The organism is Terrisporobacter vanillatitrophus, from assembly GCF_051148895.1.
Lineage (GTDB): Bacteria > Bacillota > Clostridia > Peptostreptococcales > Peptostreptococcaceae > Terrisporobacter > Terrisporobacter vanillatitrophus.
On sequence record NZ_CP154625.1, the window covers coordinates 905,018 to 928,074 of the forward strand.

The window sequence follows — 23,057 nt, forward strand, 5'->3', positions numbered from 1 at the left end:
GGAAAGTGGCACAATTTAAGCATAAGTGTAAAAAGGAGTGGATTATATGACAAATACTAAGCCAACTATGTTACATAGTAATAGAGGATCTGTTTTTTCTGTATTTAGTGAAGATGAATTAAAAAACATGACCCAAAGCAGCCCAAGAAAAGTGGCTATATGTGGAAGAGTAAATAACAGTGGGATTGTTGATGTTCCAGAAGGTGCCACACTTGCGGATATTATTGAATTAGCTGGGGGCATATTAAATAAAAAAAAATTCAAAGGAGCTCATGTGGGAGTTCCACCATATGGAAGATTTTTATGTAAAAAAGATTTAGATAAAGAATTAGATTTTGCATTATTTGATAATTATATTAGAGCAATAAATGTATTATCAGAAGAAGATTGTATAGTTCAATATTCAAAATTCTATATAGATTCTGTAATAGGGTCAATGAAAAATGGGGAACCATTAGAGGATTATGTTAAAGTTAAAGACCAAATTGAAAGAGTTTGGAGAATTTTAGATAGAATAAGTAAGGGAAAATCAGATATGCGTGATGTTTACTTACTTAGAACTATTGCAGAACAAGTAAAAGAAACTTTAAATCAAAAGCATAACATTATGGAAGAAATTTTAGAAAACTTCTATGATGAAATTAGTCAACATATAGAAGAAGATAAATGCTACACAATGCAATGTAACAACTTAATAAAACTTACTATTACAGACAAATGTATAGGATGTGGAGCTTGTGCTAGGGTTTGTCCAGTAAGTTGTATATCTGGAGAGCGTAAAAAACAACATTATATTGACTATAATAGATGTACACATTGTGGCAGATGTATATCTGCTTGTCCAGTAGATGCTATAACAGCAGGAGATAATACTTTAAAATTTATAAGGGACTTGTCTACTCCAAACAAGCTTGTAATAACTCAAATGGCGCCTGCTGTTAGAGTTACAATAGGTGAAGCTTTTGGATTTGACCCTGGAGATAATGTGGAGAAAAAACTTGCAGCAGGACTTAGAAAATTAGGTGTAGACTATGTATTTGATACAACATGGGCTGCTGATTTAACAATAATGGAAGAAGCTGCTGAGTTACAAGATAGATTAGAAAAATATTTCGCAGGAGATGAAAGTATAAAATTACCAATGCTAACATCATGCTGTCCGGCATGGGTTAAATTTATAGAGCAAAACTATGGTGATATGCTAGATGTTCCATCAACTGCAAAATCTCCAATGCAAATGTTCGCCACAGTTGCCAAAGATATTTGGGCAAAGGAAAAAGGTTTAAAAAGAGACAACGTAACATCTGTTGCCATAATGCCTTGTGTTGCAAAAAAATACGAAGCATCTAGACCAGAATTTTCTCGTGGTTTAAACTATGACGTTGACTATGTAATAACTACAAGAGAGTTAATAAAAATCTTCCAAGACTCAGGAATAGATTTAAAAGAACTTGAAGATGAAGAAATAGATCAAATACTTGGAGAATACACAGGTGGAGGTATTATATTCGGAAGAACTGGTGGAGTTATAGAATCAGCTCTTAGAACTGCTTTAGAAAATATGACAGGTAACAGACTTGATAAGATTGAGTTTGAATCTCTTAGAGGATGGGATGGATTTAGATCTTGTGAAGTAAATGTAGGAGATTTAAATCTAAAAATAGGTGTTACTCATGGATTAGAAGAAGCAGGAAAAATGCTTGATAAAATAAGAAATGGAGAAGAATTCTATCATGCTATAGAAATTATGGCCTGTCCAGGTGGATGTATAGGTGGCGGTGGTCAACCTAAAGTTAGAAAAAATAAAGATGAAGTTATAAAAAATAGAGGTGAAGGATTAAATAGCATAGATAGAAGTAAAGACATGAGAGTTTCAAAAGAAAATCCAGCAGTACAAGCTATTTATGATAAATATTTAGATTATCCACTAAGTCATAAGGCTCATGAATTACTTCATACTAGATATTTTGCAAGACCTAAATCAGATTTTAATATTAATAAGAATAATGAAATATAAAATTATAATAAATAGAAGATAGGGTATTTACTACTCTATCTTTTTTGTAATGTAAAATTATATTAATTGATAAAATTAGATGAATTTAAGAGGTTGTGGTATTATATATGGTAAATAATTACAATAACAAGGAGGTATTTATGAAAAAATCAGTACGAATTGTTTTATTAGTAATATTATTAATTGGTTTATCTTTATTGTGGAAAAACATATATAAACAAACAGAAACAAGTCAAATAAAAGAAAATAAAACATCTAGTAAAGATACATCAACTTACAATTATATTAATAAAGATGGTAAAACTTTAGAAAGCAGAATTAATACTCCACAAGGATTTACAAGAACTTCATGTGATAAAAACAGTATGGGAGAATTTTTACGTCAATATCCATTAAAAAAAGATGGTTCACCTGTATTACTTTATAATGGCAAAGAAAAGGCTAATCAAAGTGCTCATACGGCTGTGTTTGATATGTATCTTGGAGATAGGGATTTACAGCAATGCGCTGATTCTGTAATTAGGGTATATGCGGAGTATTTTTATGAACACAAACAGTTTGATAAAATCAAATTTCACTTTGTAGATGGTTTCTTATGTGATTATGAAAAATGGAGAAATGGATACAGAGTTAAGACTAATGGAAATAGCTCATCATGGGTAAAAACAAGTGAATTTAACGATTCTAAAGAATCATTTGAGAGTTATCTTAATATGGTTTTTGCTTATGCAAGTACTTTATCTGTGGAAGAAGAATCGAAAAAAATTAAATTGGATGAAATGCAAATAGGGGATATTTTTATTACTGGTGGAAGTCCAGGACATGTTGTAATAGTTGTTGATATTTGTGAAAATAATAAGGGAGAAAAAGCATTTTTATTGGCTCAAGGATACATGCCTGCTCAAGAATTTCATATATTAAAAAGCAATAGGGGAGACAACAATCCTTGGTATTATGTGTCTGATATTAAATATCCATTTAAAACTCCTGGATATACTTTTGAAAAAGAATGCTTTAGACGATTGGATTATTAAAAAATAAAAAATAAAAAAAGTATTGACCAATATTTATTATGATGATATAGTTATACATGTCCTCAATGAGAGGGAAACACCGAAAATAAAATATAAAAAAAGGTGTTGACATAAAAATTTAGTTTTGTTAAAATAAAAGAGTTGAAACAAGCAAAGAACTTTGAAAATTAAACAGTAGGTTAACAATAAATTAATTCTTTAAAGAATTAAACTGAAACAACAAACAAACCAAGCCAGATATTCAGATAATGATTAGCTGAGCAATTGGACAACTTTTATTTGAGAGTTTGATCCTGGCTCAGGATGAACGCTGGCGGCGTGCCTAACACATGCAAGTCGAGCGATTCTCTTCGGAGAAGAGCGGCGGACGGGTGAGTAACGCGTGGGTAACCTGCCTCATACACATGGATAACATACCGAAAGGTATGCTAATACAGGATGATATAAGAGATTCACATGGATTTCTTATCAAAGCTCCGGCGGTATGAGATGGACCCGCGTCTGATTAGCTAGTTGGTAAGGTAACGGCTTACCAAGGCGACGATCAGTAGCCGACCTGAGAGGGTGATCGGCCACATTGGAACTGAGACACGGTCCAAACTCCTACGGGAGGCAGCAGTGGGGAATATTGCACAATGGGCGAAAGCCTGATGCAGCAACGCCGCGTGAGTGATGAAGGCCTTCGGGTCGTAAAACTCTGTCCTCAAGGAAGATAATGACGGTACTTGAGGAGGAAGCCCCGGCTAACTACGTGCCAGCAGCCGCGGTAATACGTAGGGGGCTAGCGTTATCCGGATTTACTGGGCGTAAAGGGTGCGTAGGTGGTTTCTTAAGTCAGGAGTGAAAGGCTACGGCTCAACCGTAGTAAGCTCTTGAAACTGGGAAACTTGAGTGCAGGAGAGGAAAGTGGAATTCCTAGTGTAGCGGTGAAATGCGTAGATATTAGGAGGAACACCAGTAGCGAAGGCGGCTTTCTGGACTGTAACTGACACTGAGGCACGAAAGCGTGGGGAGCAAACAGGATTAGATACCCTGGTAGTCCACGCCGTAAACGATGAGTACTAGGTGTCGGGGGTTACCCCCCTCGGTGCCGCAGCTAACGCATTAAGTACTCCGCCTGGGGAGTACGCTCGCAAGAGTGAAACTCAAAGGAATTGACGGGGACCCGCACAAGTAGCGGAGCATGTGGTTTAATTCGAAGCAACGCGAAGAACCTTACCTAAGCTTGACATCCTTTTGACCGATGCCTAATCGCATTTTTCCCTTCGGGGACAGAAGTGACAGGTGGTGCATGGTTGTCGTCAGCTCGTGTCGTGAGATGTTGGGTTAAGTCCCGCAACGAGCGCAACCCTTGCCTTTAGTTGCCAGCATTAAGTTGGGCACTCTAGAGGGACTGCCAGGGATAACCTGGAGGAAGGTGGGGATGACGTCAAATCATCATGCCCCTTATGCTTAGGGCTACACACGTGCTACAATGGGTGGTACAGAGGGCAGCCAAGTCGTGAGGCCGAGCTAATCCCTTAAAGCCATTCTCAGTTCGGATTGTAGGCTGAAACTCGCCTACATGAAGCTGGAGTTACTAGTAATCGCAGATCAGAATGCTGCGGTGAATGCGTTCCCGGGTCTTGTACACACCGCCCGTCACACCACGGAAGTTGGGGGCGCCCGAAGCCACTTAGCTAACCCTTTGGGAAGCGAGTGTCGAAGGTGAAATCAATAACTGGGGTGAAGTCGTAACAAGGTAGCCGTATCGGAAGGTGCGGCTGGATCACCTCCTTTCTAGGGAGAATTAACCTACTGTTTAATTTTGAGGGTTTTTTACTTTCTCATCTAAATACATTGGCGGTTTTTAATCTCTAATGTATTTTTTATGGGGGTGTAGCTCAGCTGGGAGAGCACTTGCCTTGCACGCAAGGGGTCAGGAGTTCGATCCTCCTCATCTCCACCATTATTTTTATGCAATTTTATATTATAAGGGAAAAATTATATAAATAATTTTCATAAAATAGCTTAAAATAAAAAATAGTACTTTGAAAACTGCATAACATTTAGTGATATGACATTATAAAAGAAGAAGATAAACTTCTTAAAAAATATATCATATAAAGAAGATAACTTTTAAAAATATCAAACTTTGATAACTGGTCAAGTTATTAAGGGTGTAGGGCGAATGCCTTGGCACTAGGAGCCGATGAAGGACGCGATAAGCTGCGATAAGCTTGGGGGAGTTGCACGTAAACTTTGATCCCAAGATTTCCGAATGAGGAAACTCACTTAGAGTAATGTCTAAGTATGGTATGATGAATACATAGTCATGCCAGGGGAACCCGGGGAACTGAAACATCTAAGTACCCGGAGGAAGAGAAAGAAATTCGATTCCGTAAGTAGCGGCGAGCGAACGCGGAACAGGCCAAACCAATAAAGTTTTCTTTGTTGGGGTTGCGGACATATCATAACAGAATCACTTATTCAAGACGAAGAGAGTTGGAAAGCTCCGCTATAAAGTGTAAAAGCCACGTAGTTTAAAGAATAAGACTCTAGATATGATCCAGAGTACCACGGGACACGTGAAACCCTGTGGGAAGCAGGAGGGACCATCCTCCAAGCCTAAATACTACCTAGTGACCGATAGCGTATAGTACCGTGAGGGAAAGGTGAAAAGAACCCCGGGAGGGGAGTGAAATAGAACCTGAAACCCTACACTTACAAGCTGTAGGAGCACATTACTTGTGTGACTGCGTACTTTTTGTAGAACGGGCCAACGAGTTACGTTACCTAGCAAGGTTAAGCACTTAAGGTGTGGAGCCGTAGCGAAAGCGAGTCTTAACTGGGCGTTTAGTTAGTTGACGTAGACCCGAAACCGGGCGACCTATCCATGGGCAGGTTGAAGCGAAAGTAAAATTTCGTGGAGGACCGAACCCACGAGCGTTGAAAAGCTCGGGGATGACCTGTGGATAGCGGTGAAATTCCAATCGAGCCCGGAGATAGCTGGTTCTCTCCGAAATAGCTTTAGGGCTAGCCTCAAGGTTTAGAGAAGCGGAGGTAGAGCACTGAATGTCCTAGGGGGTATTGCACTTACCGAAGACTATCAAACTCCGAATGCCGTATTCTTATACTTGGGAGTCAGACTGTGGGTGATAAGATTCATAGTCAAAAGGGCAACAGCCCAGATCGTCAGCTAAGGTCCCTAAATGTACGTTAAGTGGTAAAGGATGTGGGATTGCACAGACAACCAGGATGTTGGCTTAGAAGCAGCCACTCATTTAAAGAGTGCGTAATAGCTCACTGGTCGAGTGATCCTGCGCCGAAAATTTCCGGGGCTAAAACGTACTACCGAAGCTACGGCATCATTTATGATGGGTAGGAGAGCTTTCTATACGGATTGAAGCATTACCGTAAGGAGATGTGGACTGTATAGAAGTGAGAATGTTGGCATGAGTAGCGAGATGTGGGTGAGAATCCCACAGGCCGTAAACCCAAGGTTTCCAGGGGAAGGTTCGTCCGCCCTGGGTTAGTCAGGACCTAAGCCGAGGCCGAAAGGCGTAGGTGATGGACAACAGGTTGATATTCCTGTACCACCAATAACCGTTTGAGAAATGGGATGACACAGAAGGATAAGCTAACCGTACTGTTGGTTATGTACGGGCAAGTATTGAGGCAGTTCTAATAGGCAAATCCGTTAGAATAATGCTGGGGTACGATGCGGAGCGAAATTTAGTAGCGAAGTAGCTGATTTCACACTGTCGAGAAAAGTCTCTATCGAGGTTAAAGGTGCCTGTACCGCAAACCGACACAGGTGGGTGAGGAGAGTATCCTAAGGCCAGCCAGAGAACTGTTGTTAAGGAACTCGGCAAAATGACCCCGTAACTTAGGGAGAAGGGGTGCCATGGAAACATGGCCGCAGAGAATAGGCCCAAGCGACTGTTTACCAAAAACATAGGTTTCTGCTAAGTCGCAAGACGATGTATAGGAGCTGACGCCTGCCCGGTGCTGGAAGGTTAAGGGGATCTGTTAGGACAACCGAAGCAGTGAACTTAAGCCCCAGTAAACGGCGGCCGTAACTATAACGGTCCTAAGGTAGCGAAATTCCTTGTCGGGTAAGTTCCGACCCGCACGAAAGGCGTAACGATTTGGGCACTGTCTCAACAACAGACTGGGTGAAATTGTAATACCGGTGAAGATGCCGGTTACCTGCGACAGGACGGAAAGACCCCATGGAGCTTTACTGTAGCTTGACATTGAGTCTCGGTGCTACATGTACAGGATAGGTGGGAGGCTATGAAGCATGGACGTCAGTCTGTGTGGAGCCATCCTTGGGATACCACCCTTGTAGTACTGGGATTCTAACCAGCTGCCTTGAATCAGGTAGTGGGACACTGTCAGGTGGACAGTTTGACTGGGGCGGTCGCCTCCTAAAAAGTAACGGAGGCGCTCAAAGGTTCTCTCAGTACGGTCGGAAATCGTACGAAGAGTGTAAAGGCAGAAGAGAGCTTGATTGCAAGACATACAGGTCGAGCAAGGACGAAAGTCGGACTTAGTGATCCGGTGGTACCGCATGGAAGGGCCATCGCTCAACGGATAAAAGCTACCCTGGGGATAACAGGCTGATCTCCCCCAAGAGTCCACATCGACGGGGAGGTTTGGCACCTCGATGTCGGCTCATCACATCCTGGGGCTGTAGTAGGTCCCAAGGGTTGGGCTGTTCGCCCATTAAAGTGGTACGCGAGCTGGGTTCAGAACGTCGTGAGACAGTTCGGTCCCTATCCGTCGCAGGCGTAGGAAATTTGAGGAGACCTGTCCTTAGTACGAGAGGACCGGGATGGACGTACCGCTGGTGTACCAGTTGTCCTGCCAAGGGCATAGCTGGGTAGCTAAGTACGGAAAGGATAAGCGCTGAAAGCATCTAAGCGCGAAGCCTACTTCAAGATAAGATTTCCCACCGTAAGGTTAAGACCCCATGAAGACTACATGGTTGATAGGTCAGAGGTGGAAGTGTGGTAACATATGTAGCTTACTGATACTAATAGGTCGAGGACTTGACCAATAAATATAATGGAAACATTAAATGTTAGCAGTTTTGAAAGTACTAATTAACTAATTAGTATAACAATAACTTGATTAGCTGGTGTGGCTCAACGGTAGAGCAGCTGACTTGTAATCAGCAGGTTGTAGGTTCGATTCCTATCACCAGCTCCAATAATAAACTAGGCAATAGCCTAGTTTTTTTTGCGTGAAAACAAAAACACAAATTTTATGAAAATTAATAATTTTTAGATTAATTTTGGAAGAAAATGGAAAAAATTTCTAGTTAAATTTTTGACGAAATATGGTATTATTTACATGAAATAAAAAATATTCAACAAAACATGATACAAATAGAAACAACTTAATTAAAAAAATAAAATGTTTGTTGAAAGAGGACATCAAAGGAGATTTAAAAATGGATGCATCAACAAAAAAGAAGAAATCGTTTACATTGCCATCAGCTTATACTGTGTTATTAATTATTACAGCACTTATAGCTTTAGCAACACAATTTATACCTGGAGTTACAGCGGCTAAATTTTCAGATTTAGTTATGGCACCGATAAACGGTTTAAACGAGGCTATTGATATAGCAATATTTGTTTTATTAATAGGAGGTTTTTTAGGAGTAACAGCAAAAACAGGAGCACTAGATGCAGGGATAGGGTCTGTTGTTACAAAATTAAATGGTAAAGAATTAATATTAATACCAGTACTTATGTTAATATTCTCTTTAGGAGGAACTAGTTTTGGTATGGCTGAGGAAACTATAGCATTTGTTGCATTAGTTACAACAACTATGATAGTAGCAGGGTTTGACCCATTAGTTTCAGCAGGAACTATTATACTTGGAGCAGGTTGTGGAGTTTTAGGTTCTACTGTAAACCCATTCTTAGTTTCAACTAGTATAGGAGCATTAAATGGAGTAGGTATAGAAGTTAACCAGGTAATAGTTATAGGAACTGGTGTGGCATTATGGGTATCATCATTATTAATATCTATCTACTTTGTTATGGCTTATGCAAAGAAAGTTCAAAAAGATAAAAATGCTTCATTATTATCAGAAAGAGAAATAAAAGAAGCACATGAGGCATTTGTAGGAAATGATACAAGTGAAGAAGTAGTTGAATTTACTACTAAGAGAAAAATAGTTCTTGGATTATTTGCTTTAACATTTATAGTAATGGTAGCAGCAGTAATTCCTTGGGAAGAATTTGGAGTAACAATATTTGCAAATACATCATTCTTAACAGGATCATCACTAGGGAATTGGTGGTTCTCTGAACTAGGTATGTGGTTTGTAATAATGTCAATTGTTATAGGTATAGTTTACAGAATGAATGAAAAAAATATTATAGGAGCATTTATGGATGGAGCAGCTGATATGGTTGGAGTTGCATTAGTTATAGGTGTATCTAAAGGTATATCAGTAATTATGAGCACGACTGGATTAGATAATTATGTATTAAGTTCAGCATCATCAATGTTAAATGGAATGTCACCTATAGTATTTACAATAGCAGCATTCTTAATATATATGGTGTTATCATTCTTTATACCATCAACTTCTGGTTTAGCTGGTTTATCAATGCCTATATTTGGACCATTAGCAATATCTTTAGGATTCAAATCTGAAGTAATAATATCTATATTCAGTGCAGGTAGTGGATTAGTTAACTTAGTAACACCAACAAGTGGTGTAATAATGGGAGCTTTGGCTATAGCAAAAGTAGATTATGCTACATGGGTTAAGTTTGTAAGTAAAGTTTTAGTTGCAATATTTATATCATCATCAATAATCTTATGCTTAGCTATGATGTTAGTATAATAAAGAATTGATAGTAGAAAAATTTAAAAGAATTACATAATATAAATTTAAAAATTATAAACATAAAGAGAAAACGTAAATGTTTTCTCTTTAAATCTTTTTAATTGAAAGGAGAATTAAAATGGAAATAGGAAATTTACAACCAGAATTAGTATTTAATTATTTTGCAGAAATATCAAAAATACCTAGAGGTTCAGGAAATGAACAAGGAATTAGTGATTATTTAGCGAATGAAGGAAAAAAATTAGGGTTGGAAGTAGTACAAGATGAAAATTTAAATGTTTTAATTAAAAAGCAAGCTACTAAATCCTACGAAAATGCTCCTACTGTTATAATTCAAGGACATATGGACATGGTTTGTGAAAAAAATAAAGGAAAAGAACATGATTTCACAAAAGATCCAATAGAATTAAGAGTAGATGGAGATTGCTTATATGCTACAGACACAACTTTAGGTGCAGACAATGGAATAGCAGTAGCCATGGGTCTTGCTTTACTTGCATCAGATGATATAGAACATCCAGCTTTAGAAATTATTTTTACAGCAGATGAAGAAGAAACTATGAATGGTGCAATGAACATACAGGGGGAATTATTTAAAGGTCAATATATAATAAATCTTGACTCAGAAGAAGAAGGAACAATAACTGTAAGTTGTGCAGGTGGTGTTACTGCAGTAGTAACAGTTGAGAAAGAATATAAGGCAGTTGAAAATAAAAAATCAGCTTATAAAATAGATATAAAAGGTCTTCTTGGGGGACACTCAGGAATGGAAATAGACAAGCAAAGAGCTAACTCTAATGTATTAATGGGTAGACTTTTAAATCATATTTCAAATGTTTGCAATATAGAATTTGATTTAGTATCTGTTGAAGGTGGACTTAAAAATAATGCTATTCCTCGTGAGGCAGAATCTATAATACTTGTAAATAGCAATGATGAAGGTAACTTAGAAAAAGAGATAAACAATACTTTGCAAGTATTCAAAAATGAATATAAAACTTCAGATCCAGATGTAACAATAGAATTTGAAAAATGTGAAAAAGTATATGATAAAGTTTTAAATGATAAATGCAAAGAAAATATAATTGAGTTAATTAATTTAATGCCAAGAGGTATCCAAACAATGAGTATGGATATTAAAGGACTTGTTGAAAGTTCTACTAACTTAGGTGTTATCTCTAACAAAGAAGAAAACTTTGTATTTGAATTTGCTACTAGAAGTTCAGTAAAAAGTTTAAAAGAAGATTTAAATAATAGAATGACTTTATTATGTAATAAATTAGGAGTTAAATTAGATTTAATGGATGATTACCCAGAGTGGGAATATGCAAAAAACTCAAACTTAGAGAAAATTTGTGTAGATGCATATGAAGAATTAATGGGTAAAAAACCTGAAATAGTAGCAATACATGCAGGATTAGAATGTGGATTATTACTAGATGCAATAAAAGGAGCACAAGCAATATCAATAGGACCAAATTTATTTGATGTTCATACACCAAATGAGCATTTAGATATATTATCCACAGAAAGAACTTGGAAATATCTTGTTGCTATATTAAAAAATATAAAATAATTAAAAAGCGTCAACTTAAGTTGGCGCTTCTTTTTGAGCAACGAATTTTGAGCAACGGATTTGCCTGAAGCGGTAGCGAAGGCACATCGTTGGCGACATGAGCGAAGCGAATTTTACATATTTATAACAAAGTCTTTACCTCATCTTAATGTAAGTCTTATAAAAAATATATATTATATAAGTGTATACAATAATCTTATTAAGATGGAAAATTCATATTAAAAGATATTTATTGTAACAAAAAATATAAAGGAGACTGATATTAATGAATATGTTAGACAATCATGTGCACACAACTTTTTCAAGAGATGGTAAGGATTCTATGGAAAAAATAATAAAAAAGGCTATGGATATGGGAGTGGTTCATTTAACTTTTACTGATCATATGGAGTACAATACAGATAAATTTAGTATTGATTTTGAAAAATACTGTAAAGCTATTGAAGAGTTCCAATGGAAGTACAAAAATTATATTAATCTTTATAAAGGGATAGAAGTAGGTTACCAAAATCATTTAAAAGATGAAATAAATAATATAATAAATAAATATGCTTTTGATTTTGTATTGTGTTCAACTCATACAGTAGATAAAATTAATGTGCCTGATCCTAAGTTCTTTGAGGGATACAGTAAAGAAGAAGCCTATAGAAAGTATTTTACAAGTATTTTAGAAACAGTAAGTGAATTTAAGAACTTTGATACTTATGGACATTTAGATTATATTGTAAGATATGGAAACTATGAAAATAATAAGGTAATTTATAATGATTATAAAGACGTACTAGATACTTTGTTGAAGACAATTATTGAAAGTGGAAAAGGTATAGAGATAAACACATCTGGTATAAGATACAACTTGGAAGCAATGCATCCTAATCAAAATATTCTTCAAAGATATAAAGAGCTGGGCGGAGAAATTATTACAGTTGGTTCAGATTCACACCAAGCAAAGGACCTTTGTAAGGATTTTTATAAGGCTTATGATATGCTAGAGTTTTTAGATTACAGATATGTTTGTATGTTCAAAGAAAGAACTCCTGTGTATATTAGTATTGAAAAAACTAGAGAAGGAACAGTGGCATAATGAACTTATACAATTATCACAATAGTAACTATATTTTTGAAGTATATAACAGAGCTTGTAAATTATCTGATTTTGATAAATTACAAGCTCTGTTTTGATTTATAAGTTTATTAACATATATTATATTGAAATTGTGAATTTATATCTAATGATATAGAATAAAGTTAGATAGTAAAATTTATAAGGTAGGGGAAAATCTATGGGGGAAAAAATTAATTTAAAGGTTTTACCAGATAATTATAATATAAAAGTTGAAGAGGGTAGTAAGTTAATAGATGCGTTAAATGAAAACAATATATCAGTAGAATCAACTTGTGGTGGAAAAGGAAAATGTGGAAAATGCAAAATTAAAGTACTCGAAGGTAAAATTAGTAATATAACAGACAATGAAAAAAAATTATTAAGTGAAAAAGAAATAAATGAAAAAATAGTACTGGCTTGTGAAAGAAGTATACTTGGAGATATAAGTATAGAAATTATTGATAAAAATAAGGATATAGTTGAAAAAGGTAAAATTATAAAAAGTAATAAAAAAATAAACACCATAGTAGAAAAAATATATTTAGAATTGCCTTTGCCTTCACTAAAAGATCAAAGAAGTGATATGAAAAGAATATTAGATTATTTGAAGACAAAAAATAATAGGAATTATAAACTTGATATAAACTTGATTGGGAATTTACAAGAAATTTTACTAGAAAATGACTATAAAGTAACAGTAACTATTTTAAATGATGAAATAGTTAAAATACAAGGAAATAATCATGAAAATCAAAACTATGGTATTGCCATAGACATTGGGACAACTACTGTAGCAGCATATCTTATAAATTTAGTTAATGGAGAAATTATAGACACTAAATCAAATCTTAATGAGCAAAAGAAATACGGAGCAGATGTAATATCTAGAATAAATTACTCAACAGAAAATAAAAAAAATAAAGAAGAAGTTCAAAATGAAATATCAATAACTATTAATAAAATAATAGAAAAACTTATTGTTTACAATAAAGTAGATAAGGAAGATATAAGTATTGTTAGTATGGTTGGAAATACAACTATGAGCCATTTCCTTATGGGAGCAAGTGTAAATGGAATAGCAAGAGCACCCTTTAATTCAGTATTTTCAGATAAAGTTATAGGAAGAGTGAATTTACTAAATCTTCATAGTTTAGACGAAAACACTAGATTTATATTACTTCCTAATATAGGTGGATATGTGGGCTCTGACACTTTAGGAGCAATAATAAGTAGTGATATGAAAAATATGAAGGGAAATATATTGCTTATAGATATTGGAACAAACTGTGAGCTAGCATTAAAAACTAATGAAGAAATTTTAGTTTGCTCCACTGCAGCCGGTCCAGCCTTTGAAGGAGCCAACATGAAATATGGAATGAGGGCCAGCGAGGGGGCAATATATTCCTGTGAAATAGATTTAGAAAATGATATTAATATAAAAACAATAGAAAATAAAGAAAATCCTGTGGGTATTTGTGGTAGTGGATATATAAATTTAATAAGTCATTTAGTCCAAAAAAATATAATTCTTCCACAAGGAAGGATAGTTAAACCAGAAAAACTAGGAGATTATGTATCACAAAAAATCAAAGCAAGAATAAATAAAGAAGAAAAATCCTATGAAATTGTACTATCTAATAATAAAAATAGTAAAAAAGTTAGTATTGTTCAAGAAGATATAGCTAATTTACAACTAGCCAAAGCAGCAGTAAGAACGGGAATAGAACTACTTATGTTAGAAGGACAGATAGAAAAATTAGATAAAATACTTATAGCAGGAGCTTTTGGAAGTAACTTAGACATTAATAACATAAAAAAAATAAAAATGATACCAAATATTGAAAATGAAAAAGTTCAAATAATAGGAAATGCAGCAGGAAGTGGAGCTATTCAAATTCTTCTGCATAAGGATACGTTTGATAATATGAAGGAACTGACTAACAATATAAAGCATGTGGAGTTGGCTAATCATAAGGATTTCAATAAAATTTTTACAGATTCTCTAATGCTATAAAATATATGAAGGAGAGAGTACTTTGAAAAATTTAATTATAATATGTGAAAATTTAAAAGATGAAGTTACCATGCTTTGTGAAAAAATAACTAAAAATAATAATATAAAATATATTCCACAAATAATATATATGGACTCAAAATATCATAATAGTCCAGAAAAATTAAATTTAAAGTTACAAGAAATAATAGATGAAAATAAAGAATATGAAACTATAACTTTATTATATGGACAATGTGGAAATGCAACCTTAGAACTTAAATCAGATTACTCTAAACTAATTTTGCCAAAAGTAAGTGACTGTATATCTTTATATTTAGGTGGAGATGAGAAAAGAAAAAAATTAAAAAAAAGTGAAAGAACTTATTTTTTTACTAAAAGATATATAGAAAATGATAATAGTTTGTATCATGAGATTATAAAAATGAAAGAAAAGTATGGAGATAAAAAAGCAATAAACATGTACAGAATGATGATGGATAACTATGAATACATAAGGATTATAAATACAAAGGCTTATGATGTGGAAGATATAATGGATAAAATTCAATCTTTGTGTGATGATCTTGATTTATCTTATGAAATTGTAGAGGGTGATTTGTCAATAATGGAAAAAGCCTTGTTAGGTGTGTTTGATGAAGAATTTATAGTGAAGGGCCCAGGGCAAAAAATAAATAGTAAAGATTTTGAATAGATAAAAAGATAGTATGTATATCTCCAATGCATACTATCTTTATTAAATTTTATATGGATTTAAACCCTTCACCAAGAGCTTCAAAAATATCACTTACAATGATAAATGAATTTGGATCTATATTTTTAACAAGTTTCTTTAAGATTACTACTTCCTTTTTAGAAACTACAACAAGAAGTAAGTTTTTATCATTTCCAGTATACAACCCTTGGCCTTTTAATATGGTTGCACCTCTTTCCAGTTCATCTCTGATAGCATTACCAATTTCCACATATTTATCAGAAATTATCATAAAAGATGATGATGTATTAATACCTTCTACCACTACATCACTAGCTTTTACTATTATGTATAGAGCTATAGCAGAATAAAGGGCAATTTCTATATTTCTACTAACAACACCTGATAAAATTACAATGCATCCATCGGCAAAACCCATAAGTGTGGCAACGCTAAGGGAAGGAAAAGTCTTATTTGCCAAAAGTCCTATTAAATCAGTACCACCAGTACTTCCGTTTATTCTAAAAATAAGTCCCAAGGCTATTCCAAGTATAATACCACCAGAAATGGAAGACAAAAGTACATCATTAGTCACATTAATATTTCCTAGATTCTCAGTTACTTTCAATGAAGCCGTAAGAAATAATATGCCAAGTAGTGTTTTAGAGGCATCTTTTTTACCAAGAATTCTAAAAGCAAATAGAAATAAAGGTATATCAAAAACTATATTTATTAACCAAATTGGCAATCCAGTTAAGGTATTAATAATAATTGCCACACCCGTAAGTCCTCCTGGTGCAATATTGTGAGGATTTAAGAACATGTTTATGGAAATAGCCATAAATAAACAGCCTACCACTAAGATAATTATTTCATTAAATTTAAACAATGATTTCATTTTAATTACACCTTTCAATTAATAAAAAAAGCATTTTTTATAAGTTTAACCATAATCACTAAAAATAAGTAATAAATTTCATTCTTTTTCATAGAGTTCTATTTCACCATGATTTTGAATAATAAATTATATCAAAATAAATGGGGGGATAATATGTTTTTAAGATCAGTAAACAATAAAACTAGGATAAAGAGACAGAAAAACAGAAACTATGTGCTCATATTTTCTTTATTATTAACAGCCACGGTGGTATCTGTGGGGATTTTATTTCCAGAGAAATTTAATTACATATCAACAAAGTTATTCAATGTACTTGTAGATAAATTTAGTCCCATGTATCTTATGCTTATGCTGGGAATTTTCATTTTCTCTTTGTATTTGGCCTTTAGTAAGTATGGAGATATAAAGCTGGGAAAGGACAACGACAAGCCAGAGTTTAGCAATGTAGTGTGGTTTTCCATGCTGTTTGGGGCTGGAATGGGTATAGGTCTAGTGTTTTTTGGAGCATGGGAGCCTATGAGCCATTTTGTTAATCCACTAAATGCAGTAGGTGGAAGCGAGGATGCAATTAGGTTTGCCATAGAGCAAAGCTTTATTCACTGGGGTGTCATGTCTTGGGTTTCTTATGCAGTTATAGGAGTTTCTTTGGCCTATTTTCAATTTAGAAAAGGAAGACAGGGACTTATTAGTTCTACTTTAGATCCTATTTTGGAAAATAATAAATACAAAAATTATATAAAGTTAATAGTAGATGTGCTTGCTATTTTTATTACAGTAATAGGAGTGGCAGCATCTATGGGACTGGGAACTATGCAAATTGGAGGAGGAGTGGAGTATTTATTTGGAATAAAAAATACTTTCAAACTTCAACTTCTTATTATATTAGTAATAACAGTAATTTACATATATACAGCTGTTGGTGGATTGGACAGAGGAATGAAACAATTATCAAACATAAATTTAACCCTAGCCACTATTCTTGTTGTGGGATGTTTCTTTGTAGGGCCTACTTCAGAAATTATGAATACATTTGTAAATGGTGTGGGTGATTATATTAACTATTTTGTGTCACAAAGTTTATTTATAAATCCTATTACTAGTAATGAATGGGTATACAAATGGAGAATTTTTTACTGGGCTTATTGGATTTCTTGGTCATCTTTTGTGGGAGTTTTTATAGCAAGAATATCAAAAGGAAGAACCATAAGAGAATTTATTTTAGGAGTTATTATAATTCCTTCTATTATATGTATGCTTTGGTTTGTAATTTTTGGAATGATGGGTATGAATTTAGGTTATGACTTTGCAAAAGAAGCAATCACATGTACAGATACCAGCTTGTTTAAAGTATTTTCTCACTATAAAGGTGGATTTGTATTTTCCATAACAGCCATATTCTTATTATTTACTTTTTTTATTACTTCAGCAAACTCAGCCATATATGTACTTAGTATGTTTACTTCTAGAGGAAGCTTAAATCCTAAGAACATAAATAAAATAATATGGGGAATTATTCAAGCTTTATTTGCCATTGTATTTATAATGTTAGGAGGGCTGGATATACTCCAACGCTTCGCCATAGTGGTGTCCTTCCCTTTTGCCTTCGTTATTGTAGCCATTGGAATTGCTTTAATTAAGGAACTCAAAAAAGAAAAATGTCGAAAAAGTTAGAACGAATCATGTCCAAAAAAATGTACAATTTAGTTGTACATTTTTTTGAATATATATATAATAAACTTAGATATAAATTAGCAAAGTTTTCCATTTATAATCGAAAATATATATAAGCTTTTTTATATCGGTAATTATGGGAGGATTTATATGGAAAAAGTAAGCAATAATATTAAATTCTGCACCTTTATTAATATTTTGAGAACTTATTCTAGTGAAGATGTTTCCATATCCATAAAAGAAATAAACAAATATATGAAAGAAAAGCTTGGTATAACCTTAGACAGAAGAACTATGTATGCTTATATTAAAGATATGAGGCAGATTGGTTTAAAAGTCAGTGATTATGATAAAGAAAAAGAGGGGTATTTTCTTTATGACTTTTTTTTTCATGAGTATGAGTTAAAACTTTTAATGGATTCAGTAAAATCTAGCAAATTTATCACCAAGAAAAAAACGGAAGAACTTCTAGAAAAAATAAGTACACTTAATTTTATTTACAGGGGTAGGATTGTTGAAAGTAATGTAGTTATTGATGAGACTTCTAAAACTATGAATGAGGGGATTTATAGCAATATTGATCTTATTAATAAAGCAATTATGCAAAATAAAAAAATTACTTTTAACTATTATTACGACAACTGCAATCAGGAGCTAGGTTGCAATGACAAAGAGGGGGAATGTTTAAAAATTAAGCCAATAGGTATGTTAAATGATCACGAAAATTATTACTTAATATCTGCTAATGATAGTAATAATGAAACAACTTATTTCAGAGTAGATAAAATGACAAATGTAAATATTTCAGAACAAAAGATGATAACTAATTTGTAGGGGTATGGATTGGTTGTTTATGGGGAGATGGCTAAATGGGGGCTAAAATTTTAGAGAAAATCAATTACTACAGCAAGGAGTATGGTGATTTTAGATATAGACAGGGGGTCTTACTAATATCTGACACCATAATCTTTATAGGGGCTTTTATCATATCTTTATCAGCTACCACTAAAATTTCTTATTCGCAACATAATATATTATTACCATTACTAACAATGATAATAGTATTTCTAACAATATTTTCAATCTCCGGAATTTATAGAACATTATGGTCTACCAGTGTGGACAGAGAAATCATAATGATCTTATTATCTACTATAATCTCAACTTTTTCGTATTTTATTATTTTAAAAATAGAGGGAATTAACTATGATGGAATTTTCTATGTAATAAATGCCTTATTTATTCATGTGGGAATGTGTAGTATAAGAATTTTATATAGAACAGGAAGAAAAGCAATACTTTATTTTAGGTTAAATGAAAATATGGAAAATAGATTAAAAGTATTGATAGTTGGAGCGGGTTCAGCGGGTAATCTTATTTTAAAAGAAATGTTTGAAAATCCACAGCTTAATATGTATCCTGTGGGAATAATTGATGACAATGAAAATAAGCTAGGAAAATCTTATTACAATGTACCTGTAATAGGAACAACTGATGATATAGAGAAAATAGCACGAAATTTAGAAATTGATGAGATTATTTTTAGTATAGCTAAAATAACAAGAAAAAGAAAAAAAGAGATTATGCAAATTTGCAAGAAAACAAAGTGCAAAATAAAAACAATACCAGGAATTTATGAACTTATTGATGGAAAAGTTAGCATAAAAAACATTAGACATGTGGACATAGAAGATTTACTAGGAAGAGAAAGTGTAAAAATCAGAGACAAAGAAGTACTTCGCTTTTTAAAGGGGAAAAAAGTGTTAGTAACAGGAGCAGGGGGCTCCATTGGCTCAGAACTTTGCAGACAAATATCTTCATTAGATCCTAGAGAGTTGATTTTAGTAGATATCTATGAAAACAATGTATACGAACTTCAACAAGAATTAATAAGAAAATATAATGATCTGGACTTAAAGGTTTTGATTGCATCAGTAAGAGACAAAAGCAGGATGGAAGAAATTTTTATAAACTACCAGCCGGAAATAGTATTCCATGCTGCAGCACATAAACATGTGCCTCTTATGGAAGATAGCCCTTGTGAAGCCATAAAAAACAACGTATTCGGAACGTTAAACATGGCAGAGCTTTCAGCAAAATACAAGGTAAAAAGATTTGTATTAATCTCCACAGATAAAGCAGTAAATCCAACAAATATAATGGGTGCAAGTAAAAGATGCTGCGAAATGATAGTACAAACTCTAAACAAAAGTAGTGAAACAGAGTTTGTAGCAGTAAGATTTGGAAACGTTTTAGGAAGTAATGGTTCTGTAGTTCCTCTATTCAAAAAACAAATAGAAGAAGGAGGACCAGTAAAAGTAACTCATCCAGAAATAACAAGATTTTTTATGACAATTCCAGAAGCTGTATCACTGGTATTGGAAGCAGGAACAATCGCTAGGGGTGGCGAAATATTCGTGCTAAACATGGGAGAACCAGTGAAAATTCTCGATTTGGCAAAAAATCTTATTTCACTTAGTGGTTTGGAGCCGGATGTGGATATAAAGATTGAATTCACAGGACTCAGAGCTGGTGAAAAGTTATATGAAGAAATACTTATGAATGAAGAAGGTTTAAGAGACACAGGAAAAGATAAAATTCATGTGGGACAACCTATTGAATTTGACGAAGGGGAGTTTTTTCATAGGTTGAAAGATTTGCAAGATGTGGCAGAGAGAGAAGACAAAGATGAAGTTAGGTATGTGATGAAGAGTATTGTACCTACTTATATCTTTAGAAAAAGTGAGGTGGAGGAAGTTGCACTTTCACTTGATGCTTAAAAGAATAATAGATATTTTGGGAGCCTTATTTGGAATAATTATTTTATCACCAGTTTATTTACTAGTAAGCTTTTTAGTATATAGGAACCTAGGCTCACCAATAATATTTCGTCAACAAAGGCCAGGTAAAAATGGACAAATCTTTGAAATGATGAAGTTTAGAAGTATGCTGGACAAAAGGAATAAATGGGGAGAAGTTTTGTCAGATGAAGAAAGACTAACGTCTTTTGGAAAAAAACTTAGAAGTACCAGTTTGGATGAACTACCAGAGTTATTTAATGTATTAAAGGGGGAAATGAGTCTGGTAGGGCCAAGACCATTGCTGGTGGAATACTTAGAATTATATTCTGATGAACAAAATAAAAGACATAATATGAAGCCGGGAATAACTGGGTTAGCACAGATTAACGGGCGAAACTCCATAAGCTGGAGTGAAAAATTAAAATATGATGTGGAGTATGTGGAAAAATTCAATATTCTGCTAGATATAAAAATATTGTTTATGACAATATACAAAGTAGTAAAAAAAGATGGTATAAGTCAAGAAGGACACGCAACAATGGAAAATTTTAATGGAAACAATTAAGGAGGAGTAAGATGATAAGTATAAATACTATAGTTTCTCATAGAAAAGATATAGATACTACTGATTTAAATGGAGACTTAGTAATGATGGATCTAGAAGAAGGAAGATACTTTTCCCTTAATAGTGTGGGAAGTAGAATTTGGCAACTAATAGAAGAACCTATAGAAGTTAATAAAATAATAGATTCATTATTAGAAGAGTACGATACAAATAGAAATGAATGTGAAGAAAATGTTCTAGAGTTTTTAGAAAAGTTAAATGATTCTAAAATAATTTCAATAAGCTAGTCAGGAGGAAAAAATGGGAGAAGCAATAAATTTAGCAGAATATATAGATATCATAAAAAGAAGAAAACTTGTAATAATTTCTATAATATTACTTTTTATGATAGGTGGAGGCTTCTTACAATATAAACAGAAACAATCATATATACCTACATATACATCTACTGTATCTGTAAGAATTAATATAAATAAAGAAACAAAAAAAGATAGTAAGTCTTCTAGCAAGAAGTCTAATAAAAGCTCTGAATCTGAAGAAGAATATAATCCATACTCATCAATTTCATCATTAGAAAGTTCAACTTTAAATCAAAGTATAGCCGAAAAATATTCATCATTGGCAGTATCAAAGAGGTCTATTATGGAGCTAATAAACAATTTAGACTTACAAATGAGTTATGAAACATTGAGTAAAAGTATAAATGTTTTACCTCAAGAAAATATACCAGAATTTATAGATATAACAGTAGAAAATGCTAACTCTGAAACTGCTCGAAAAATTGCAAATGAAATGCCAGTAGTTTTTAATAATGAAATAAAAAGAGTTATAGGGTTAGATTGTGTAGAGGTTATATATGATGCTTCTGAACCTTATGTGAACACTCCAGAAAAAATAAATACTTTTAGAAATTTCACAATAATAGGCATAGCGTTGGCAATATTTGTAGTATTGTTACTAGAAGTCTTAAATAATAAAGTTATAACACCAGATGATGCAGAAAAGTACTGGGGATTACCAGTAATAGGTGTTATACCTTATGAAAAGGAAAATACAAAAGGGAAAAAAAATAAAAAAACAAGTATACAAGAAGATTAGTATAGCCTGTGGGAGAAGCTTATGATAGGTAAATATGATGATGGAAATTATGAATTAAATGAAGCATATAGAAGTATTAGAACTTTTATTTTAGTAGATGAAACTTTGAAGAACATACTAATTACAAGTGCAGAAATGGATGAAGGAAAAAGTACAGTAACAGCTAATATTGCAAGATGTTTTTCTGAATTAGAAGACAAAAAAATAATAGTAATTGATTGTGATTTTAGGAAAAAAGGTCTAAACACACAATTTGAAATAAGTAAGCGTAGTATGGGATTATCAAACATAATCTACAATGGAAAAAATTTGGAAGAATGTATAAATAAACAAAATAATTTAGACATATTAACTTGTGGAACAATACATTGTAATACTTCTATGTTTTTAGAATTAGAAAGAACAAAAGATTTTATGAACTCATTAAAAGACAAGTATGACTATATATTTATAGATTCACCACCACTCTTAAGAGTAAATGATGCATGTATTATAGCCCAACAAACAGATGGAGTTCTATTAATTTCTGCATCAAAAGAAGTGGACAAACAACAAGTGAAAGAAAGTAAATCAAGACTAGAAAAAATAAATGCAAATTTAGTAGGTGTAGTACTAAATAAATTTAAGGTAAAAGGCAATAAAGTATATAGTTATTATGGATACTATGAGGAAGAAAATACAAAAAAGAGTATGTTTAAAAGAAGAAAAAGAAGATAAATGTGGAGAGA

Annotated in this window: 15 protein-coding genes, 2 tRNA genes and 2 rRNA genes; 18 read left to right on the forward strand and 1 reads right to left on the reverse strand. The window is 33.3% G+C overall.

The features are described 5' to 3' along the window. Positions 1–46 precede the first annotated feature (46 nt). The 11 genes from TVTCOM_RS04610 to TVTCOM_RS04660 all read left to right on the forward strand — a co-directional run bounded on the left by TVTCOM_RS04610 (position 47) and on the right by TVTCOM_RS04660 (position 15,296). A complete protein-coding gene (locus TVTCOM_RS04610) occupies positions 47–2,017 on the forward strand; it encodes a [FeFe] hydrogenase, group A (protein ID WP_434798675.1) in 1,971 nt (656 codons plus the stop codon). A gap of 140 nt (positions 2,018–2,157) precedes the next feature. Beyond that, the gene (locus tag TVTCOM_RS04615) at positions 2,158–3,051 is read left to right on the forward strand and encodes a DUF4846 domain-containing protein (RefSeq protein WP_434798676.1); all 894 of its coding nucleotides are present in this window, start codon (positions 2,158–2,160) and stop codon (positions 3,049–3,051) included. Positions 3,052–3,326: 275 nt separating this feature from the next. Then, positions 3,327–4,830, forward strand: a 16S ribosomal RNA gene (locus tag TVTCOM_RS04620). Between the two features lie 93 nt (positions 4,831–4,923). Further along, positions 4,924–4,999: transfer RNA gene (locus TVTCOM_RS04625), tRNA-Ala, on the forward strand. 195 nt (positions 5,000–5,194) lie between these two features. After that, positions 5,195–8,095: ribosomal RNA gene (locus TVTCOM_RS04630) — 23S ribosomal RNA — on the forward strand. Together the 16S and 23S rRNA genes with 2 tRNA genes alongside form the textbook arrangement of a ribosomal RNA operon. A 77-nt stretch (positions 8,096–8,172) precedes the next feature. Beyond that, a tRNA-Thr gene (locus TVTCOM_RS04635) sits at positions 8,173–8,247 on the forward strand. 244 nt (positions 8,248–8,491) lie between these two features. Then, entirely contained in the window at positions 8,492–9,904 is a 1,413-nt protein-coding gene (locus TVTCOM_RS04640) for a YfcC family protein (RefSeq protein ID WP_434798677.1), read from the forward strand. 121 nt (positions 9,905–10,025) lie between these two features. After that, positions 10,026–11,483, forward strand: a complete 1,458-nt coding sequence (locus tag TVTCOM_RS04645) for an aminoacyl-histidine dipeptidase (protein WP_434798678.1) — start codon at positions 10,026–10,028, stop codon at positions 11,481–11,483. Positions 11,484–11,748: 265 nt separating this feature from the next. Beyond that, positions 11,749–12,567, forward strand: a complete 819-nt coding sequence (locus tag TVTCOM_RS04650) for a histidinol-phosphatase HisJ family protein (protein ID WP_434798679.1) — start codon at positions 11,749–11,751, stop codon at positions 12,565–12,567. Positions 12,568–12,766: 199 nt separating this feature from the next. Beyond that, the gene (locus TVTCOM_RS04655; protein ID WP_434798680.1) at positions 12,767–14,602 is read left to right on the forward strand and encodes an ASKHA domain-containing protein; all 1,836 of its coding nucleotides are present in this window, start codon (positions 12,767–12,769) and stop codon (positions 14,600–14,602) included. Between the two features lie 22 nt (positions 14,603–14,624). Further along, entirely contained in the window at positions 14,625–15,296 is a 672-nt protein-coding gene (locus TVTCOM_RS04660; RefSeq protein ID WP_434798681.1) for a DUF1638 domain-containing protein, read from the forward strand. 49 nt (positions 15,297–15,345) lie between these two features. Here the strand turns inward: TVTCOM_RS04660 and TVTCOM_RS04665 are convergent, their stop codons facing one another. Continuing rightward, positions 15,346–16,194, reverse strand: coding sequence for a YitT family protein (locus tag TVTCOM_RS04665; RefSeq protein ID WP_434798682.1), 849 nt, complete (start codon positions 16,192–16,194; stop codon positions 15,346–15,348). A 153-nt stretch (positions 16,195–16,347) separates the two neighbouring features. Between TVTCOM_RS04665 and TVTCOM_RS04670 the strand changes: the two genes are divergently transcribed. From TVTCOM_RS04670 to TVTCOM_RS04700, 7 genes are all read left to right on the forward strand, one after another. After that, positions 16,348–17,865 (forward strand): BCCT family transporter, encoded by a 1,518-nt coding sequence (locus tag TVTCOM_RS04670; RefSeq protein ID WP_434798683.1) that lies wholly within the window; start codon positions 16,348–16,350, stop codon positions 17,863–17,865. Positions 17,866–18,015: 150 nt separating this feature from the next. After that, positions 18,016–18,699 (forward strand): WYL domain-containing protein, encoded by a 684-nt coding sequence (locus TVTCOM_RS04675; protein ID WP_434798684.1) that lies wholly within the window; start codon positions 18,016–18,018, stop codon positions 18,697–18,699. Positions 18,700–18,734: 35 nt separating this feature from the next. Further along, a complete protein-coding gene (locus TVTCOM_RS04680) occupies positions 18,735–20,645 on the forward strand; it encodes a polysaccharide biosynthesis protein (protein WP_434798685.1) in 1,911 nt (636 codons plus the stop codon). Continuing rightward, positions 20,638–21,231 carry a sugar transferase gene (locus TVTCOM_RS04685; protein WP_434798686.1) on the forward strand — a complete coding sequence of 198 codons (594 nt, stop codon included), beginning with the start codon at positions 20,638–20,640 and terminating at the stop codon, positions 21,229–21,231. Before TVTCOM_RS04680 ends, TVTCOM_RS04685 begins: the two co-directional genes overlap by 8 nt. A gap of 11 nt (positions 21,232–21,242) precedes the next feature. Further along, positions 21,243–21,518, forward strand: a complete 276-nt coding sequence (locus TVTCOM_RS04690; protein WP_434798687.1) for a lasso peptide biosynthesis PqqD family chaperone — start codon at positions 21,243–21,245, stop codon at positions 21,516–21,518. 13 nt (positions 21,519–21,531) lie between these two features. Next, positions 21,532–22,329 carry a YveK family protein gene (locus tag TVTCOM_RS04695; protein ID WP_434798688.1) on the forward strand — a complete coding sequence of 266 codons (798 nt, stop codon included), beginning with the start codon at positions 21,532–21,534 and terminating at the stop codon, positions 22,327–22,329. A 21-nt stretch (positions 22,330–22,350) separates the two neighbouring features. After that, a complete protein-coding gene (locus tag TVTCOM_RS04700) occupies positions 22,351–23,046 on the forward strand; it encodes a CpsD/CapB family tyrosine-protein kinase (protein WP_434798689.1) in 696 nt (231 codons plus the stop codon). Positions 23,047–23,057 lie beyond the last annotated feature (11 nt).